At 59.4% G+C, this 15,978-nt stretch carries 12 protein-coding genes, 1 tRNA gene and 1 pseudogene; 5 read left to right on the top strand and 9 right to left on the bottom strand.

The window, feature by feature from the left end; translation table 11 throughout:
• Positions 1-68: 68 nt before the first annotated feature.
• From tuf to tig, 6 genes and pseudogenes are all read right to left on the bottom strand, one after another.
• Complete coding sequence (gene tuf / locus PVA48_RS04150; RefSeq protein ID WP_022396947.1) at positions 69-1,253, bottom strand: elongation factor Tu; 1,185 nt, start codon at positions 1,251-1,253, stop codon at positions 69-71.
• A gap of 44 nt (positions 1,254-1,297) precedes the next feature.
• Positions 1,298-1,372, bottom strand: a tRNA-Thr gene (locus PVA48_RS04145).
• Positions 1,373-1,577: 205 nt separating this feature from the next.
• Positions 1,578-2,659, bottom strand: a pseudogene (gene tsaD, locus PVA48_RS04140) (tRNA (adenosine(37)-N6)-threonylcarbamoyltransferase complex transferase subunit TsaD).
• 18 nt (positions 2,660-2,677) lie between these two features.
• Positions 2,678-4,048 (bottom strand): ATP-dependent Clp protease ATP-binding subunit ClpX, encoded by a 1,371-nt coding sequence (clpX, locus tag PVA48_RS04135; RefSeq protein ID WP_102721184.1) that lies wholly within the window; start codon positions 4,046-4,048, stop codon positions 2,678-2,680.
• Between the two features lie 36 nt (positions 4,049-4,084).
• Positions 4,085-4,741 carry an ATP-dependent Clp protease proteolytic subunit gene (locus tag PVA48_RS04130; protein ID WP_102721185.1) on the bottom strand — a complete coding sequence of 219 codons (657 nt, stop codon included), beginning with the start codon at positions 4,739-4,741 and terminating at the stop codon, positions 4,085-4,087.
• Positions 4,742-4,863: 122 nt separating this feature from the next.
• The gene (gene tig, locus PVA48_RS04125; protein WP_102721186.1) at positions 4,864-6,174 is read right to left on the bottom strand and encodes a trigger factor; all 1,311 of its coding nucleotides are present in this window, start codon (positions 6,172-6,174) and stop codon (positions 4,864-4,866) included.
• Positions 6,175-6,541: 367 nt separating this feature from the next.
• On the opposite strand from tig, the gene bamA reads away from it, so the two are divergent.
• The 5 genes from bamA to PVA48_RS04100 all read left to right on the top strand — a co-directional run bounded on the left by bamA (position 6,542) and on the right by PVA48_RS04100 (position 11,936).
• Positions 6,542-8,860: an outer membrane protein assembly factor BamA gene (bamA, locus tag PVA48_RS04120; protein ID WP_180975217.1), complete on the top strand. Its 2,319-nt coding sequence runs from the start codon at positions 6,542-6,544 to the stop codon at positions 8,858-8,860.
• Positions 8,861-8,893: 33 nt separating this feature from the next.
• Positions 8,894-9,646 carry a hypothetical protein gene (locus PVA48_RS04115; protein ID WP_102721188.1) on the top strand — a complete coding sequence of 251 codons (753 nt, stop codon included), beginning with the start codon at positions 8,894-8,896 and terminating at the stop codon, positions 9,644-9,646.
• A 37-nt stretch (positions 9,647-9,683) separates the two neighbouring features.
• The gene (gene metF / locus PVA48_RS04110) at positions 9,684-10,619 is read left to right on the top strand and encodes a methylenetetrahydrofolate reductase [NAD(P)H] (protein ID WP_102728632.1); all 936 of its coding nucleotides are present in this window, start codon (positions 9,684-9,686) and stop codon (positions 10,617-10,619) included.
• A 52-nt stretch (positions 10,620-10,671) separates the two neighbouring features.
• The gene (locus PVA48_RS04105; protein WP_022396939.1) at positions 10,672-11,409 is read left to right on the top strand and encodes a tetratricopeptide repeat protein; all 738 of its coding nucleotides are present in this window, start codon (positions 10,672-10,674) and stop codon (positions 11,407-11,409) included.
• A 254-nt stretch (positions 11,410-11,663) separates the two neighbouring features.
• The gene (locus PVA48_RS04100) at positions 11,664-11,936 is read left to right on the top strand and encodes a hypothetical protein (RefSeq protein ID WP_102728633.1); all 273 of its coding nucleotides are present in this window, start codon (positions 11,664-11,666) and stop codon (positions 11,934-11,936) included.
• A gap of 90 nt (positions 11,937-12,026) precedes the next feature.
• Here the strand turns inward: PVA48_RS04100 and PVA48_RS04095 are convergent, their stop codons facing one another.
• The 3 genes from PVA48_RS04095 to PVA48_RS04085 all read right to left on the bottom strand — a co-directional run bounded on the left by PVA48_RS04095 (position 12,027) and on the right by PVA48_RS04085 (position 15,942).
• The gene (locus PVA48_RS04095) at positions 12,027-12,653 is read right to left on the bottom strand and encodes a TetR/AcrR family transcriptional regulator (protein ID WP_022396937.1); all 627 of its coding nucleotides are present in this window, start codon (positions 12,651-12,653) and stop codon (positions 12,027-12,029) included.
• Between the two features lie 302 nt (positions 12,654-12,955).
• Positions 12,956-13,414: an efflux RND transporter permease subunit gene (locus PVA48_RS04090; protein WP_423232492.1), complete on the bottom strand. Its 459-nt coding sequence runs from the start codon at positions 13,412-13,414 to the stop codon at positions 12,956-12,958.
• Positions 13,414-15,942 (bottom strand): efflux RND transporter permease subunit, encoded by a 2,529-nt coding sequence (locus PVA48_RS04085; protein WP_423232279.1) that lies wholly within the window; start codon positions 15,940-15,942, stop codon positions 13,414-13,416. Before PVA48_RS04085 ends, PVA48_RS04090 begins: the two co-directional genes overlap by 1 nt.
• Positions 15,943-15,978: the final 36 nt, after the last annotated feature.

The following is a 15,978-nucleotide window of genomic DNA, read 5'->3' as shown; positions in this document are numbered from 1 at the left end:
ATGAGGGGGCCTGCGGGGAGGCCCCCTCATTAAACCTATGTAGATTCCTCTACAAGTTCCAGGGGAACTTAGTCAAGGATTTCGCTGATACGACCGGCACCCACGGTGCGGCCGCCTTCGCGGATAGCGAATCGCATGGCTTTTTCCATGGCGATCGGAGTGATGAGCTGGACTTCCAGGTTGACGTTGTCGCCGGGCATCACCATTTCCACGCCTTCGGGAAGGGTGCAGCAGCCGGTCACGTCCGTCGTGCGGAAGTAGAACTGCGGGCGGTAGTTGTTGAAGAACGGGGTGTGACGGCCGCCTTCTTCCTTGGTCAGGACGTAAACTTCAGCCTTGAAGTTTTTGTGGGGCTTCACGGTGCCGGGCTTGATGATCACCTGGCCGCGTTCGATGTCTTCCTTCTTCAGGCCGCGGAGGAGCAGGCCAACGTTGTCACCGGCCTGGCCTTCGTCAAGCAGCTTGCGGAACATTTCGATGTCCGTAACGGCGGTCTTCTGGGTGTCCTTGATGCCGATGATTTCGACTTCTTCCATCTTCTTGACGATGCCGCGTTCGATACGGCCGGTAGCCACGGTGCCGCGGCCGGAGATGGAGAACACGTCTTCCACGGGCATGAGGAAGGGCTGGTCCACGGGGCGTTCGGGCTGCGGGATGTAGGAGTCAACGGCAGCCATGAGTTCCATGATGGAGTCTTCAGCGGCGGCGTCGCCTTCCAGAGCCTTAACGGCGGAACCCTTGATGATGGGGGTGTCGTCGCCCGGGAATTCGTATTCGTTGAGAAGTTCGCGGATTTCCATTTCCACGAGTTCGATCAGGTCGGGGTCGTCAACCAGGTCGCACTTGTTCATGTAAACGACGATGGCGGGGACGCCCACCTGGCGGGCAAGGAGGATGTGTTCGCGGGTCTGCGGCATCGGGCCGTCGGAAGCGGCAACCACGAGGATGGCGCCGTCCATCTGGGCAGCGCCGGTGATCATGTTCTTCACATAGTCGGCGTGTCCGGGGCAGTCAACGTGGGCATAGTGACGGTTTTCCGTTTCGTATTCAACGTGGGCCGTGGAGATGGTAATGCCGCGTTCGCGTTCTTCGGGAGCGGCGTCGATCTGGTCATAGCCGCGTGCTTCGGCGAAACCCTTCTTAGCGAGCACTGAAGTAATGGCGGCGGTAAGGGAGGTTTTGCCGTGGTCAACGTGACCGATGGTGCCCACGTTCACGTGGGGCTTGTTGCGCTGGAATTGCTCTTTAGCCATAATGTTTTGTTTAGGTTTGGGCTGCTATGGGTCTAGCTTGAAGATGGAGCTTCTGGCGGGAATTGAACCCGCGACCTCATCCTTACCAAGGATGCGCTCTACCCCTGAGCTACAGAAGCATAGACTTCTTCCGCCTTTCGCTGCTCTTAGAGAGTTGTAAATCCGCCCAAACCTGCGGTTCTAGCGGATAAATAGCATCCTCCCGTGTTGCCTGACGAAAAGCGGACGCTATGTTACGTTTTTAAATACGGGATGTCAATGAAAACATGAACATTTTTTTATCATTATGCCGAAAATACGGGGTGTTCATGTGTAATATCTTTATCAGGAATGCGTTGAATATTTGGATCTGTTCAGATCCTCCGTTAATTTGAGATTGGGGTCAACGTCTTCATCCAGAGAGTGGAACAGCCCCCTGCGGGCTTTCAGGCAGGTGACATAGGCGATCATGGCGGCATTGTCCGTCGTCAGGTCAAAGTCCGGCAGGACCAGTTCCACGTTTTCACGGTCGCAGGCGGCTTTCAGGCGGGAGCGCAGTTCCCCGTTGCAGGAGACGCCGCCGGAAACGGAAAGGGTGCGGTGGCCGGAAACGCGCAGGGCATGCAGCGCCTTGTGAATCAGTACGTCCGTCACGGCACGCTGGAAGGAGGCGCAGAGATCGCGCAGGGTCTGTTCCGGCAGGTCGTGAGGGTCGCCGCTTGCCGTCAGCCTGGGGAGGGTGTAGAGAACGGCCGTTTTCAGGCCGGAGAAGGAGACATTGGCCGTGTGCTCCTTCATCAGGGCGCGGGGGAAGGAGAAGGCCTGCGGGTCGCCGTGCGCCGCCATGCGGTCGATTTCCGGGCCGCCGGGGTAGGGGAGGCCGAGCATTTTTCCACCTTGTCAAAGGCTTCCCCTGCGGCGTCGTCCAGGGAACGGCCCAGGAGGCGGTAGTCCCCCACGCCGCGCACATCCACAAAGAGGGTATGGCCGCCGGAGACGACCATGCCCAGATGGGGAACGGGGCCTCCGGGACGTTTAAGGAAGGGGGAGAGCAAATGGCCTTCCAGATGGTTGACGGAGACGAAGGGCTTTCCCGTCGCCAGCGCCAGCGCCTTGGCCGTGCTGTTGCCTACCAGCAGGGCGGCTACCAGGCCGGGGCCGCCCGTGGCGCCGAAGACATCGATGTCCGCCGGGGTCACGCCGGCTTCACGGCACGCGGCCCGGATGACTCCGGGAAGGTCCGCCGAGTGGTTGCGGGAGGCCAGCTCCGGCACCACGCCGCCGTGCCGGCGGTGGATGGCGATCTGGGAGGAGATGATGGAGGAGAGTATTTCCGGCGCTTTTCCCTCCCCGGCGGAACGCAGGATGGCGACCGCCGTTTCATCACAGGAGGATTCTATTCCCAGAACGGTGAGGGATTCCGGCATGGCGGAGAAGCGGGGGAGTTAGGAGGCCTGGCGGATTTGCGCCGGTTTTTTGTCGGTAACCGTTTCCCTGGTGATGGTGACGGAGTCCGCGTCTTCCATGCTGGGCACCTTGTACATGACGTCCAGCATGAGGGTTTCAAAGATGGAACGCAGGGCGCGGGCTCCCGTGCCGCGTTCCATGGCTTCCGCGGCCATGGCTTTCAGGGCGTCCGGCTGCACATCCAGCCTGGCGCCGTACATGGCGAGCAGTTTGGAGTATTGCTTGACCAGGGCATTTTTAGGTTCCGTGAGCAGGCGGACGAGCTGGCCTTCATCCAGCTTGGAGAGCGGGCAGAAGATGGGCAGGCGTCCTACGAGCTCCGGAATCATGCCGAAGGAGAAGAGGTCTTCCGGCATCGCCTGGGCCAGGACTTCCTCTTCCGAGTATTCCTTGCGGTCGCGCTGTTCCGTGATGGCTCCGAACCCCATCTGGGTGGCGCCGAGGCGTTTGCGGATGATGTCTTCCAGTCCGACGAAGGCCCCGCCCACGATGAAGAGGATTTTTTCCGTGTTGACGCGGATGTATTCCTGCTGCGGGTGTTTGCGGCCCCCGGTGGGCGGAACGTTGCAGATGGTGCCTTCAATGATTTTCAGCAGGGCCTGCTGCACGCCTTCCCCGGAGACGTCCCGCGTGACGGAGACGTTCTGGGTCTTGCGGCCGATCTTGTCGATTTCATCCACATAGATGATGCCCTGTTCCGCCTTGGCTACGTCAAAGTTCGCGGCCTGGAGAAGGCGCAGGATGATGTTTTCCACGTCTTCCCCCACGTAGCCGGCTTCCGTCAGCGTGGTGGCGTCCACAATGCAGAAGGGGACGTTGAGCATTTTCGCCAGCGTTTTCGCCAGCAGGGTTTTTCCGGAGCCGGTAGGGCCGGCCAGCAGGATGTTGGATTTTTCAATTTCCACGTCGTCCAGGGATTCGTCCTCCAGCATCACGGCGCTCTGGCGCAGGCGCATGTAGTGGTTGTACACGGCTACGGAGAGCACTTTTTTGGCGTAATCCTGGCCAATGACGTACTGGTTGAGCGTGGCGCACATTTCTTCCGGCGTGGGCAGCGGTCCTTCGTAGGAGGCCGGGGCTCCCGGCGTTTCCTTGAGCATATCCGCGGCAGCGGCCTTGCGGGCCTCCGCCTGGCACATGGCATAGGCGGAGGGCTCCATGCTCAGAATGCCGCGGATGAAGCGGGTCGCCAGCGGAAGGCCGGTATCCTTCACAATCATGTTGACGCAAATTTCAACGCAATTGTTGCAGATATAGAAGTCTTCCGCTATCTGGATGAGCTTGTCCACCTTGTTCCCGGGCTTGCCGCAGCAGGAACAGGCAGGAATATGAGGGTTGGAACCGGACATGGTTTTTCAGGGAGAGAGAAATGGGGGAGGCAGGGGTCAGGCCTTGGCCTTTTTCTTGTCGTCCCGTCCGTCGGAATGATGCGTCAGCACCTTGTCCACCAGGCCGTAGGCCGCGGCTTCCTCAGCGGTCATGTAGTTGTCGCGGTCGGCGTCCTTTTCAATCTGCTTTTCCGTTTTGCCGGTGTGCTTGGCCAGAATGCCGTTGAGGCGCTTCTTGAGGTTGAACATGAAGCCGATGGTGCGTTCCACGTCGGAGGCGGTGCCCTGGGCGCCGCCGGAAACCTGGTGGATCATCACATGGGAGTTCGGCAGGCAGAAGCGCTTGCCGGGCGTGCCCGCCGCCAGAAGGACGGACCCCATGGAGGCGGCGATGCCCAGGCAGTACGTGTTCACGTCACAGGAGACGAACTGCATCGTGTCGTAAATCGCCAGGCCCGCGGTGACGGAGCCGCCGGGGGAGTTGATGTACACGTGGATGTCTTTTTTCGGGTCGGCCATCTGGAGGAACAGAAGCTGGGCAATCACGGAGTTCGCCACATCGTCGTCAATGGCGGAACCGATGAAGATGACGCGGTCCTTCAGGAGGCGGGAGTAAATGTCAAAGGCTCGTTCGCCGCGGCCGTCCTGCTCCACCACCATGGGGACGTAGTAGGCGTTCATGGGGCCTGATTTGGAAGATTGGTCTTGAAACATGTTTGTTGAAGATGGGATGTTGTTTTATTTAATGTATGCTACCCGTCTGCAGGATGCAAAACGGGGGAGTCGGGCATGTGCGCGCCAACTCCCCCTGGTAAGGTGTCTTGTGCAGAGGAGGGTTATTGCTCGTCTACCGTTACTTTGGCCTCTTTTGTCAGGAAGTCCAGAACCTTGGCTGTCAGCAGGCTCATTCTGATGCCATGCACGCGGCCTTCGCGCTGAAGTTCGCGGATGTAGGACTTGAGGTTCTTTTTCTGCTGGCGGGCCTGGCGGGCCACTTCATTGTAGAGTTCCATTTCCGTGACGGCGATTTTTTCCACCTGGGCCACTTCCTGGAGCATGAAGAAGACCTTGAGATTGCGCTTGGCTTCCTTTCTGGCTTCTTCGCGGGCTTCCTCCACAAACTTGTCCATGTCCGCCGGGGCGTTCCCGCTGTACATGGCCTGCTGCATCTTCTGCTGGAGGATACCGTACACTTCGCGTTCCACGACGGCTTCCGGCAGGTTGAAGTCAAGCATGTCCGCCAGCTTTTCCGTGATCTGGTCGGCCTTGGCTTCGTCAATCTGCATGGTCTTGCGCTGGGCCAGGTTTTCCTTCAGGGCGGTTTTCAGTTCTTCCAGGTTCTTGCCGGGAAGCACCTTTTCCGCAAAGGCGTCATCCATGGCCGGGAGCTGCTTTTCACGCACTTCCTTCACGGTGGTGTGGAACACGAGTTCCTTGCCGCGCAGTTCCGCCATCGGGAAGGTATCCGGAATGGTGACGGTGATATCCTTGCTGTCGCCGGCCTTCAAGCCTTCCAAGGCGGAGGCGAAGCCGGGCAGGAACTGGTCTTCCTCCACTTTCATCCACTGGCCGTCGCGGCCTTCCAGGAAGCCTACGGGCTTGCCCGCGGCTTCCGCTACGGGCTTGCCGTCCAGGGTGGTCTTGAAATCAATGATCGCCACGTCATCCTTCTTCGCGGCGCGGTCCACGGGGGTAAATTCCGCAATCTGTTCGGCCAGGGAGTTCAGGGCTTCCTCCACGTCCGCTTCCGTCACTTCGGAGGAGGGGACCTTGACTTCGATGCCCTTGTATTCCGGCAGTTCGAATTCGGGAACCACGGTCATCGCGCTGGTGGCGGTGTAATTTCCCTGGTCGTCGAGGGATTGTTCCGGCTTGCCGAAGTTGAGCACTTTCAATTTGGGATTTTCTTCCAGAGCGGCGGAGCAGGCCGTTTCAAAAAGAGTGTCCAGCAGTTCTTCTTCAATTTCCTTCTTGAAACGTTTTTCAATGATGGACTTGGGCGTTTTGCCGGGGCGGAAGCCGGGCAGCTTGGCTTTGCCGGCGTAGGAATCCACAATAGAGGCGCGGCGCGCGGCCGTGGTTTCTGCGGGGATGGAAGCTTTCAGCGTGGCTGTGCAGTCCGGTTGAATATCAACGTTGATTTCCATAAATAATACGGTCAGTGTTAATTGAAAGTGGTTCTGTCTCGGCTCCGGTATGGCGGCAGCGGTCAAAACACGAGCGGCAATAAATGTAATGAGCGGGTATCTGGAGTGCAAGCTATTGCACGGGAATGACACAATTGCCTTTCTCAGGCGCACATGCGCGCGCAACGTAAGAAATGCAGGGCAACTGCGTTCTACGCGGAATCACGTCTTGACTATGCGGACGGAAAAGTCCTTTATATCCCAAGCATTAAGTTCAGCTCTCATGATTCGTCCCGTTTTTTTGTGTGTTTCCTTTCCCCTGATAGCATGTTCGGCTGCTTTGGCCCAGGATAAGACTTCCCTTAACAGAGGCGGCTACGGTTCCGTAATGACCCCGGAACAGGTGGTGCGGGAACTCGGTCCGGAAACGGGGCTTCTGCCCGGTGACCAGGCGTATGAGGGCCGTCCCGTGAAAAGCGTCTCCGTGCGTTATAGAAGCACCGGCAAGACCGTGTCCGAAGACCGCCTGAAAAACCTGCTGGCTACCCAGCCGGGCACCAATTATTCCCCGGAAGTGGTGAACAAGGACTTGGAACGGCTGCTGGAAAGCGGCCTGGTAGGCGGCAATACGACGGTGGCTGTGGAACCTTCCGGCGACGGCGTGACCGTGGTGTTTGAAATGGCGGCCCAGAACCTGCTGGGCGGCGTGGGCTTCCGCGGCAACACCGCGTTCGACAACCGGGACCTTTCCGAGGAATGCGGCTTGAAGGGAGGGGAAGCCCTCAGCGACAAGGCCCTCAGCAGCGCCATCTCCAAGCTGCGCACCTATTATCAGGAAGCCCGGTATCCGGATGTGCGCGTTTCCTATTTTTACCAGAAGACGGAGCGCCCCGGCTTTGTGGACGTGGTCTTTGACATCAATGAAGGCAGGAAGGCCAATATCATCAACATCGATTTTGTAGGCAACGACCACATCAGCGCCAAGGACCTCCGCCAGGTGATGAAGACCAAGGAGAAGGGCTGGCTGACCTGGATTACCAAGTCCGGCCGCATTGACCGCGAGCAATTGGAGGACGATCTGGCGGAACTGGTGACTTATTACCGCAACAAGGGCTACCTGCGCGTCAAGCTGGACAAGGTGGAATATTTTGACGCCGGCAAGGGCAACGAGCAGAAGCTGACGATGAGGATCACGCTTACCGAAGGGCGGCGCTACAAGGTCAATCAGGTCGCCTTCGGCCCCACCAAGGTGTTTACGGCCCAGGAGCTGATTCCCGGCTTGAGCATGTACAACGGGGATACCTATTCCGCCCAGAAGGTGGCCGACGACGTGACGATGATTCGCCGTTATTACGGCTCCCGCGGGTATGCGGACGCCGCCGTGCGCCCGGACATCCAGGAAGTGGGCATTGATCCCAGGACCGGCTACGGGCAGATCAACATCGTTTACCATGTGACGGAAGGCAGCCCCTACCGCGTAGGCAACATCCGCCTGACCGGGAACAACCGCACCAAGGATTACGTCATCCGCCAGGAACTACCCCTCCAGTCCAACGACCCCATGAACTCCGTGGACCTGGATACCGCCCAGAAGCGTCTCCAGAACCTGAACTATTTTGACATGGTGGACGTGGCCCAGGTGGGTTCCACGCGGCCCGGCTACCGTGACATCAACATTGAAGTGGCGGAAAAACGCACCGGTTCCCTGAACATTGGCGTGGCGTTCTCCTCCATTGAAAGCGTGTACCTGTTCGCGGGCATCACCCAGTCCAACTTCGACATGTATGACTGGTCCTCCTTCGTGGGCGGCGGCCAGCGCTTCGCCATCAATACCCGCGTGGGTTTTGAAACGCAGGATGCCAGCATCTCCTGGGTGGACCCGTGGTTCCTGCACCGCAAGCTGGCCTTCGGCACGGAAATCTTCTACAGCAATTCCACGTACTTCTCCGACTATTACGACCAGCAGAACTACGGCTTTGCCGTTTCCCTGCGCAAACCGATCGGGGAACTGGATTACGTGAAGCTGGAATACCGCCTGGAACAGTACCAGATTGACGCCAAGGGTAACGCCCCCATCTTCTTCTGGCTGCAGGACGGCGATTACCTGCGCAGCCACGTGGAACTTTCCTACACCATTGATACCCGTGACGCGCAAATCTTCCCCCGCAAGGGCGGCAAGTTTGAAGTGCTGGCCGGTTATTCCGGCCTGGGCGGCGATGTGAAGACTTACAACTTCGGCATCAACGGCTCTTATTACTGGAACTTGCGCGGAGACACCATTTTCAGCATCAATGCCGGTGCGGCCACCGTGGATTCCTACGGCGACCATGACGTACCCATTTTTGAACGCCTCTACCTCGGCGGCCCGTACAACATGCGCGGCTTCCGCTTCCGGGACGTGGCTCCGTACAATCCGGCTTTGAGCGGTGATGAAACGATGGGCGGCCGTTCCTCCTTCTTCTGCCAGTTTGAATATTCCATTCCGGTGATTGAAGAAGTGCGCGTCGCCGTGTTCTACGACATCGGCTTCGTCAACGGGGACGCCTTTGACTTCAGCGCATCCAAGATCGTTTCCGACTACGGGATCGGCCTGCGCCTGAACCTGCCCATCGGTCCTCTGGCGGTGGACTATGCCATTCCGATTCAGAAGAACAACGCCATTGACCGCGGAGGACAATTCCAGTTCTATCTCAACTATTCCTACTAATTTTATTCAATAATCCCTCTACCATTTGACGACATGAGCAATTTCCGCATCCTTATTCTGGTGTTCCTGGTGGTGGTGCTGGCCGTTCTGGGAATGATCTATGTGAACATTTCCTCAAGGATGGATGTGATTCAACAGCAGCAGATAGCCCCCGTGCCCGCTCCGGCAGCCGTCAATCCCTCTCCTTATCTTCCCATGCCCACGCAGACGCCCGGCACCGCCGTTCAGCCGGTAGTCGTGGCGGACCCGGTGGTGAGCGAGGAGCTGGCCCATGCCACGGCCGAGCTGGAACGGATGAAGAAGGAGAATGAAGATTTGAAGAAGCGCCACGCCATGGCGGAGGAGGAACGCGCCCTGCTGGAACGCCGGAGCATTGAAAAGGGAGACCCCCGCCTGCAATGGCTCAATGAGATCAAGGACGCCGAACAGGTGGGACGCGTGACGGAATACTACCGTGACGCCAACCTTGTCCTGTTCCAGTCCATCGGCCAGCCTGACCTGAAAGTGGGGCAGGAACTGGGCATCCGCAGGCGCGGAAGCATCTTTGTCTCCCTGATTATCGACGGAGTTGACCCGGACGGGAAGGTGTTCCAGTCCTACGTGAAGCGCAACACGCTTTTTGACAACAATGACAAGGAGCCCATCAAGCCGGGGGATGAAGTGATTGTCCCGCCCGCAAGCTGGCAGGAAAACATGATGGGAGAAGGCGAGCCCGGCGCGGCCCCGTCTGCCGCTCCCGCTCCTGCGGCGGCTCCCCAGCCGGTGATGATTCCCATGGAGCCGTAATGCGGGTCCGGATAGAGCCAAGCCAAATAAAGAAAAAGTGCATCTGAGAGAAAGATTGCAGTCGGGCGCGGGCCCCAGTCTGTCCTTTGAATTTTTCCCGCCCAAGAACGAGCAGGCTGCGGCGGCCCTGTACCAGACCATTCGTGAACTGGAACCGTACCATCCCAGTTTTGTCAGCGTGACATACGGCGCGGGCGGCTCCACCCGTGAGCTTACCCGGGAGGTGGTGCTGCGCATCCAGCATGAATCCCGCATTCCCACGGTGCCCCACCTTACTTGCGTAGGCCATAGCCGGGAGGAAGTATGGAGCATTCTGGACCAGTACGCCCAGGCAGGGGTGCGGGCCGTTCTGGCCCTGCGGGGAGATCCCCCGCGCGGCACGGAAAATTACAACCGTGATGCGGATGCCTTCCGCCATGCGGCGGAACTGGTGGCTTTTATTCGTGAATATAACGAATCCGGACGCCATCCTGATCCGGACGGGTTCGCCATAGGTGTGGCCGGCTTCCCTGAAGGCCATCCGTCCACGCCCAACCGCCTGCGCGAGATGGATTTTCTGAAAGCGAAGGTGGATGCCGGCGCAGACTACATCTGCACCCAGTTGTTTTTTGACAACCATTCTTTTCTGGATTACCGGGAACGCTGCCTGCTGGCCGGCATCAAGGTGCCCATTCTGGCCGGAATCATGCCCGTAACCAGCCTGTCCGGCATGAACCGCATGGCGGAGCTTTCCGGGGGCACGTGTTTTCCGGCCCGGCTGCTCAAGGCGCTGAAACGCGCCGGCTCCAATCCGGACGCCGTTCAGGAGGTAGGCATCCAGTACGCCTCCAGCCAATGTGCGGAGCTGCTGGATTCCGGCGTGGCCGGCATTCATTTTTATACGCTCAACCAGAGCCGCGCCACGCGGCAGATCTACAGGAACCTGGGCCTGAAGGATTCCCTCCAGCTTCTGGAACATGGCGAAGATAAGTAAAAAGCTGATTGATTTGGCCGGGACAACACGATAGAAACCTCTTCAACATATTATGGATATCAAGGATATTAAACGGGCCATGGACAACATGCCGATGGGCGACGGAAGCGCGTTTGCGGAAATCTCCGTCGGTCCGGCCAAGCATGAACAGTTTTTGGATGAACACTACGGAAAGGTTGCGCTGGTCGTGCTGCTGTGCGTTCTCGGAGCCGCCGGATGGATCATTTACAACGGCATGCAGGATTCCATGGAAAGAAAGGCAGGCGCCGCGCTGGTGGCCGCCATGCCGGAATCCCCCGCTACCGGGGAAATCTCCCTGAATGAACAGGGGCTTCAGCAGGTGGTGGCGGATTTTGACGATTCCCGCGCCGCCGTCACCGCCACCTATCTTCAGGCGGTCGCCCTGTGGAACGCCGGCAAGGAGGATGAAGGCGTAGCCAGGATGAAAGCTTTTATTGATTCCGCTCCCACGGAGGAATGGAAGGCCCAGGCTTCCGTTACCCTGGCATGCCGCCTGATGAACCGCGGGAAGGCGGATGAGGCGGATGGCCTGTTCCGTTCCGTGGTGGACGCGGGGGATCCCACTTTTTCCGGTTTTGCCACCATGTGCCTGGGGGACATTGCCCGGGCGAAGAAGGACAATGCCGCCGCGGGAGCCTTTTACCGTGAATTGGCGGAAAAGTTCCCGTCCAGCGCGTTTGTCCTCCAGCGCGGAGGCTACCTGCTGCGCAAGAGCCTGTTTGATATTCAGAGCCCCGTCCGCATCGAACCCGCTGCGGAGCAGAAATAATCCGGGCGGACTTTTCCGGAGCTTTCCGGAAGATGAACGCTTTCTACATCCGCATGTCTGTTCTTTTGCAGCGCATGCGGATTTTCGTGTTCAGGCGCGCCGGAACAGGGCGTTCCAAAGGGTCCGCTGTGCATAACAGGCGTCATGATTCCGGGAATTCCTCTCCGGGCTGTGACATGCTTAAACAAATCATGCGGGCACGCCGCGCTTACTGGATGCAAGCCGGGTTGCCGGCATTACCAATATTTCACACCATGAACAAGCATATCAAATCCCTCTGGCTCCTTCCCGTGGCCGGGCTGTCTCTTTCCCTGATGCCGTCCTGCACGACGGACAGTTACGGAAACAGCACCGTGACGCCTGGCGGGGCCGCCGCCATCGGCGTGGGTGCGCTGGCCGCCGGGGCTGCCATCGGCGCGGCGGTCCAGCATGACCGCGACAAGGACAGGTATCGCAATGACTGGCATCATCACAATCCTCCGCCTCCGCCGCCCCGTCCGCCCCACCGCCCCCATTGGAGGCGGTAAGGGAAAGCCCATGGCCCGCAAATCCTGCGGCGCTCCAGCTTTGCAGGAAGAGCGCGGCGCAACGTGGTATTTCCGGAGTCCGGTGGGTTCTCAGGACTGGCGGATGCCGCGGAGCGCCCAGGTCATGCGCTGCCTGGCGCTTTCCGGGTCATTGAGGATGGAGCCCAGCAGATCCAGCACGGGCCGCACGGCATTCGGGTCGTGCACCTGGAGTTGTCCGGAAAGGATAAAAGGAGCCCCGCCGCAGCAGACGAGGTAGATGAGGATGTTCATGGGGTCTCCCTGGAGCACGGAACCTTCCTCCTGGGCTTCCCGTATGGTTTCCAGCAGGACGAGGGGGTGGCGCGTATGGATTCCTGAAATGAAGCGGATGGCCGCCCGTTCTCCCGCCAGGGCGTCCAGCACCAGCTGGGCAATGAACTGGCCGTGGCGCAGCAGGAACTCCATGACGTCTTCCAGGATGGCTTCCAGTTTTTCAAAGGCCGGAAGATGAATATTGGCGTGGGTTCTGACGCCGGTGAACAACGGTTCGTACCAGCGTTCCAGCAGTTCGTTCAGAAAAGCTTCCCGGTTGCCGAAGTGATAGACAAAGCTCCCCGTATTGGTGCCGGCGCGCAGGGACAGGCCGCGGATGGTGAGAGCGCGGAGCCCGGATTCCCCGACGATCATGGCTCCCGTATTGAGCAGGTGCTCTCTGGTGGATTTCCGTTTGGGCATGACGGTGAAGCTTAAGCACCCATGTGTGCTCCTTATCGGCCCGGAAGGCAAGGACTTGTTACGTCTGTCATTGTAAAAGGCGGAACCGGGGCCTCGTCCTTCCCCGGTTCCGCCGCTGGAATCCCGAATGGATCAGGAGGTTGCTTCCAATTCTTTCCGGCGGGAGGAAATCCAGCGGGAGAAGAGTTTGGCTGTGGCCGGAATGATGAGCAGGTTCAGGATGGTGGCTGAAACCAGTCCGCCGAACTGAACGATGGCCAGCGGCCCGAGCAGTTCGCCCCCGGGCTTGTCAATGGCCCAGATCAGGGGAGCAGGCCGAGCACCGTTGTAAGGGAGGTCATGATGATGGGAACCACGCGTTCCAGCGAACCTTCCCGGATGGCTTCCGCCGGGTTCATGCCCTTGTGTTCCAGCGCCCGGTACCTGTTGAGCAGGATCAGGCCGCTGCGGATGGCGAAGCCGATGACGGTAACGAACCCCACGATGGAAGCCACGGAGAGGATGGGCGGAATGTACGCGGCGCCGAACAGGGAGGACAGCGTGCCGGGGGAGGCCAGGAAGACGGCTACAATGCCGCCCACCAGGCACAGCGGAATATTCACCAGCGTCAGCATGGCGCGGCGGACGCTCCCCAGCGCGGAGGAAAGCAGCAGCACAATGAGCACCATCACGATGGCTCCCAGCACGTAAAGCCGCTGGGAAGCGGATTCCCGCGCCTTGATGGTGCCGTCATAGTCCACTGTGCAGCCCATGGCGTTCATCACCGGGTCCAATTGTTCCCGGCAGGCTTTTGCCAGGTCCCCCAGGTTGGAATTGGGGAGGGGTTGCAGGAGATCATGGCCTTCCGCATGGTGTTGTCCCTCAGGATGAGGTTGGAGACCTCCTCCCGGTACACCTGCGCCACGTCGGCCAGGCGCACGGTCTTTTTATTGGGGGAAATGAGTTCCAGGTTCTTGATGTCTTCAATGGACGTCTTCAGCCTGGGATCAATGCGCAGGACAATGTTCCAGTGGTCCTGGTTCTTGATCACTTCCCCCAGCTTCTGGCCGTTCATGGCCGTGGAAACCTGTTCCGCGGCGTTCGCCATGGTCAGGCCGTGGGAGGCCAGGGCTTCCTGGTTGTACTGCACGCGGATGGTATCCACCATGATTTCCCGGTTGGCGCGCGCGTCCGCCACCTCCGGCATCTTTGCCAGAATCTCCTTGGCCTTCTGGGCCGCCAGGCGGAGCTGGGGCAGCTCCGTGCCGTAAATATTGATGGCGATTTCCGAGTTGGAGCCGGAGAGGGCGGAACTGATGCGGTGCGCCAGCGGATAGCCGATCATGGAGCTGGTGCCGGGAATATCGTCAATGCACTTCTTGATGGCGGCGCGCAGTTCCTTCTGGTCCTTCTCCAGGTCTACGCGCACGAGCAGTTCGGAGGCGCTGACGGGTTCCGCGTGTTCGTCGTTTTCCGCGCGTCCCGTGCGCTGGGTGACGCTGAGAACGCCCGGAATGCGTTCAATGTCCTTCATCACCGTTCGGGAGATGCGCTCCGTTTCATCCAGGGAAGTGCCCGGCACCGTGCTGACGAAGACCGTGTAGCAGTCCTCGTTGAACGGCGGCAGGAAGCTGGTTCCGAAGGTGGACCCCAGCCACAGGGCCAGCAGCGTGATGGCCGCCATGATGGCGCAGACCGTCTTGGAGAAGCGCAGGCAGAATTCAAGAATGGGCGCATAAATGCGCTTGATGAGGCGGGAGCTGAAGGAGTCCCCGCTTTCCAGCGTGGCGGCGTTTTTGCTCTTCTTGAACCACATGTAGCAGAGCACCGGGGTAATGGTGACGGCTACGATGAGGGAGGAGAGCAGGGCCAGCATGTAGGAGATGCCCAGGGGGCGGAAGAACTGGCCTTCCAGCCCGGACAGGAAGAGGACCGGCGTGAACACCAGCAGGATGATGACGGAGGAGAAGGAGATGGAACCCACGATTTCCCCCTTGGCCTCCATCAGCACCTCATACTTGCTCTTGCGCCTGTCCTCCGGCAGGGCGGCGTTCCGGTTCAGGTGCCGCCACGCTATTTCCACGAAAATGATGGCGTTGTCCACCACGTCCCCCACGGCTACGGCCAGGCCGCCCAGGGTCATGATGTTGATGGCCAGCCCGAAAATGGGGAACATCATCATCCCGAACAGGACGGACAGGGGCATGGAAATCAGCGTGATGATGGCCGTGCGCAGGTTCAGCAGCGTCAGGAAGATGACGATCATGACCACCGCTCCCGCAATGAGCAGGGTCTCCGTGCCGTTGTCCAGGGACATTTCAATGAAATCCGCCTGGCGGTAGGCGGTGGTGTGCAGTTTCATGCCCTTGGGAAGCTGACTCTGGCTGAACTCCTTGACGGCTGCGTCCACAGCCTGCGTCAGGGCCAGCGTATTGGCTCCCGGCACCTTCTGCACGGAAAGCACCACGGCGTCTTCCCCCATGAACCCGGCGTCACCCCGTCGCGGCGCGCCGTCTATCTTGACCTCCGCTACGTCCTGAAGCCGGAGAATGCCGGAGGCGTGGTCCGGAACCAGGGCGCGGTTCAGCTGTTCAATATTGGCGGTGCGGGTATCCTGCTGAATGGGGAGCTCCTGCCCGGCCACGTCCTCCAGGTACCCGGCGGGCACGGAAGACTGGGATTCCTCAATGGCCGTTTTCAGGCTGGAAAGGTCCACCCCTGCCAGCTTGAGCTTGTTGGGATCGTAAACCACCTGGTATTCCGGCAGGCGGCCGCCCAGCACCGTGACCTGTCCCACGCCGGGGATGGCCAGCAGGCGCGTGCGCAGCTTGTATTCCGCCAATTGCCGCATGTCCAGCGTGGAGGTGTCCTTGTCCCCCGTCAGGGCGATCAGCATGATTTCCCCCGTTACGGAGACGATGGGCGCCAGCTCCGGGGACGTGCCTTCCGGCAAGGACTCCCGGACCGCGCCCAGGCGTTCCGTTACGATCTGGCGCGCCTGGTAGATATCCTTGTCCCAGTCAAAGTCCACCCATACGAAGGAGAGGCCGCTGCCGGAGGAGGAGCGCACGCCCTTGACCCCGGCGGTGCCGTTCATGGCGGACTCAATGGGAATGGTGATATACTGCTCCACTTCCTCAGCGGTGAGGCCGGGGGCTTCCGTCTGGATGGTGACGCGCGGAACCTTCAGTTCCGGAAACACGTCCACGGGAATATTTTTCACCACGAAAATGCTGATGACCGCCAGCGCGAGCGTCAGCAGAATCACGGTAATCCTGTTATTCAGGCAGAATGAAATTAGAAAGTTCATCGAATTCCTGTTTCTATTAACCGTTCTCTAATCACG

The organism is Akkermansia sp. JRP_AM1 (assembly GCF_049262625.1).
GTDB lineage: Bacteria > Verrucomicrobiota > Verrucomicrobiia > Verrucomicrobiales > Akkermansiaceae > Akkermansia > Akkermansia massiliensis.
The sequence above is the reverse complement of the archived record's forward strand: the minus strand, read 5'-3'. Positions and strand labels throughout refer to the sequence as shown.

Excerpts from the sequence above, each read along its gene's own strand:
- tuf (WP_022396947.1), bottom strand. The coding sequence starts at position 1,253 with ATGGCTAAAGAGCAATTCCAGCGCAACAAGCCCCACGTGAACGTGGGC.
- clpX (WP_102721184.1), bottom strand. The coding sequence starts at position 4,048 with ATGTCCGGTTCCAACCCTCATATTCCTGCCTGTTCCTGCTGCGGCAAG.
- PVA48_RS04130 (WP_102721185.1), bottom strand. The coding sequence starts at position 4,741 with ATGTTTCAAGACCAATCTTCCAAATCAGGCCCCATGAACGCCTACTAC.
- tig (WP_102721186.1), bottom strand. The coding sequence starts at position 6,174 with ATGGAAATCAACGTTGATATTCAACCGGACTGCACAGCCACGCTGAAA.
- bamA (WP_180975217.1), top strand. The coding sequence starts at position 6,542 with ATGACCCCGGAACAGGTGGTGCGGGAACTCGGTCCGGAAACGGGGCTT.
- PVA48_RS04115 (WP_102721188.1), top strand. The coding sequence starts at position 8,894 with ATGAGCAATTTCCGCATCCTTATTCTGGTGTTCCTGGTGGTGGTGCTG.
- PVA48_RS04105 (WP_022396939.1), top strand. The coding sequence starts at position 10,672 with ATGGATATCAAGGATATTAAACGGGCCATGGACAACATGCCGATGGGC.
- PVA48_RS04100 (WP_102728633.1), top strand. The coding sequence starts at position 11,664 with ATGAACAAGCATATCAAATCCCTCTGGCTCCTTCCCGTGGCCGGGCTG.
- PVA48_RS04095 (WP_022396937.1), bottom strand. The coding sequence starts at position 12,653 with ATGCCCAAACGGAAATCCACCAGAGAGCACCTGCTCAATACGGGAGCC.
- PVA48_RS04090 (WP_423232492.1), bottom strand. The coding sequence starts at position 13,414 with ATGAACGCCATGGGCTGCACAGTGGACTATGACGGCACCATCAAGGCG.
- PVA48_RS04085 (WP_423232279.1), bottom strand. The coding sequence starts at position 15,942 with ATGAACTTTCTAATTTCATTCTGCCTGAATAACAGGATTACCGTGATT.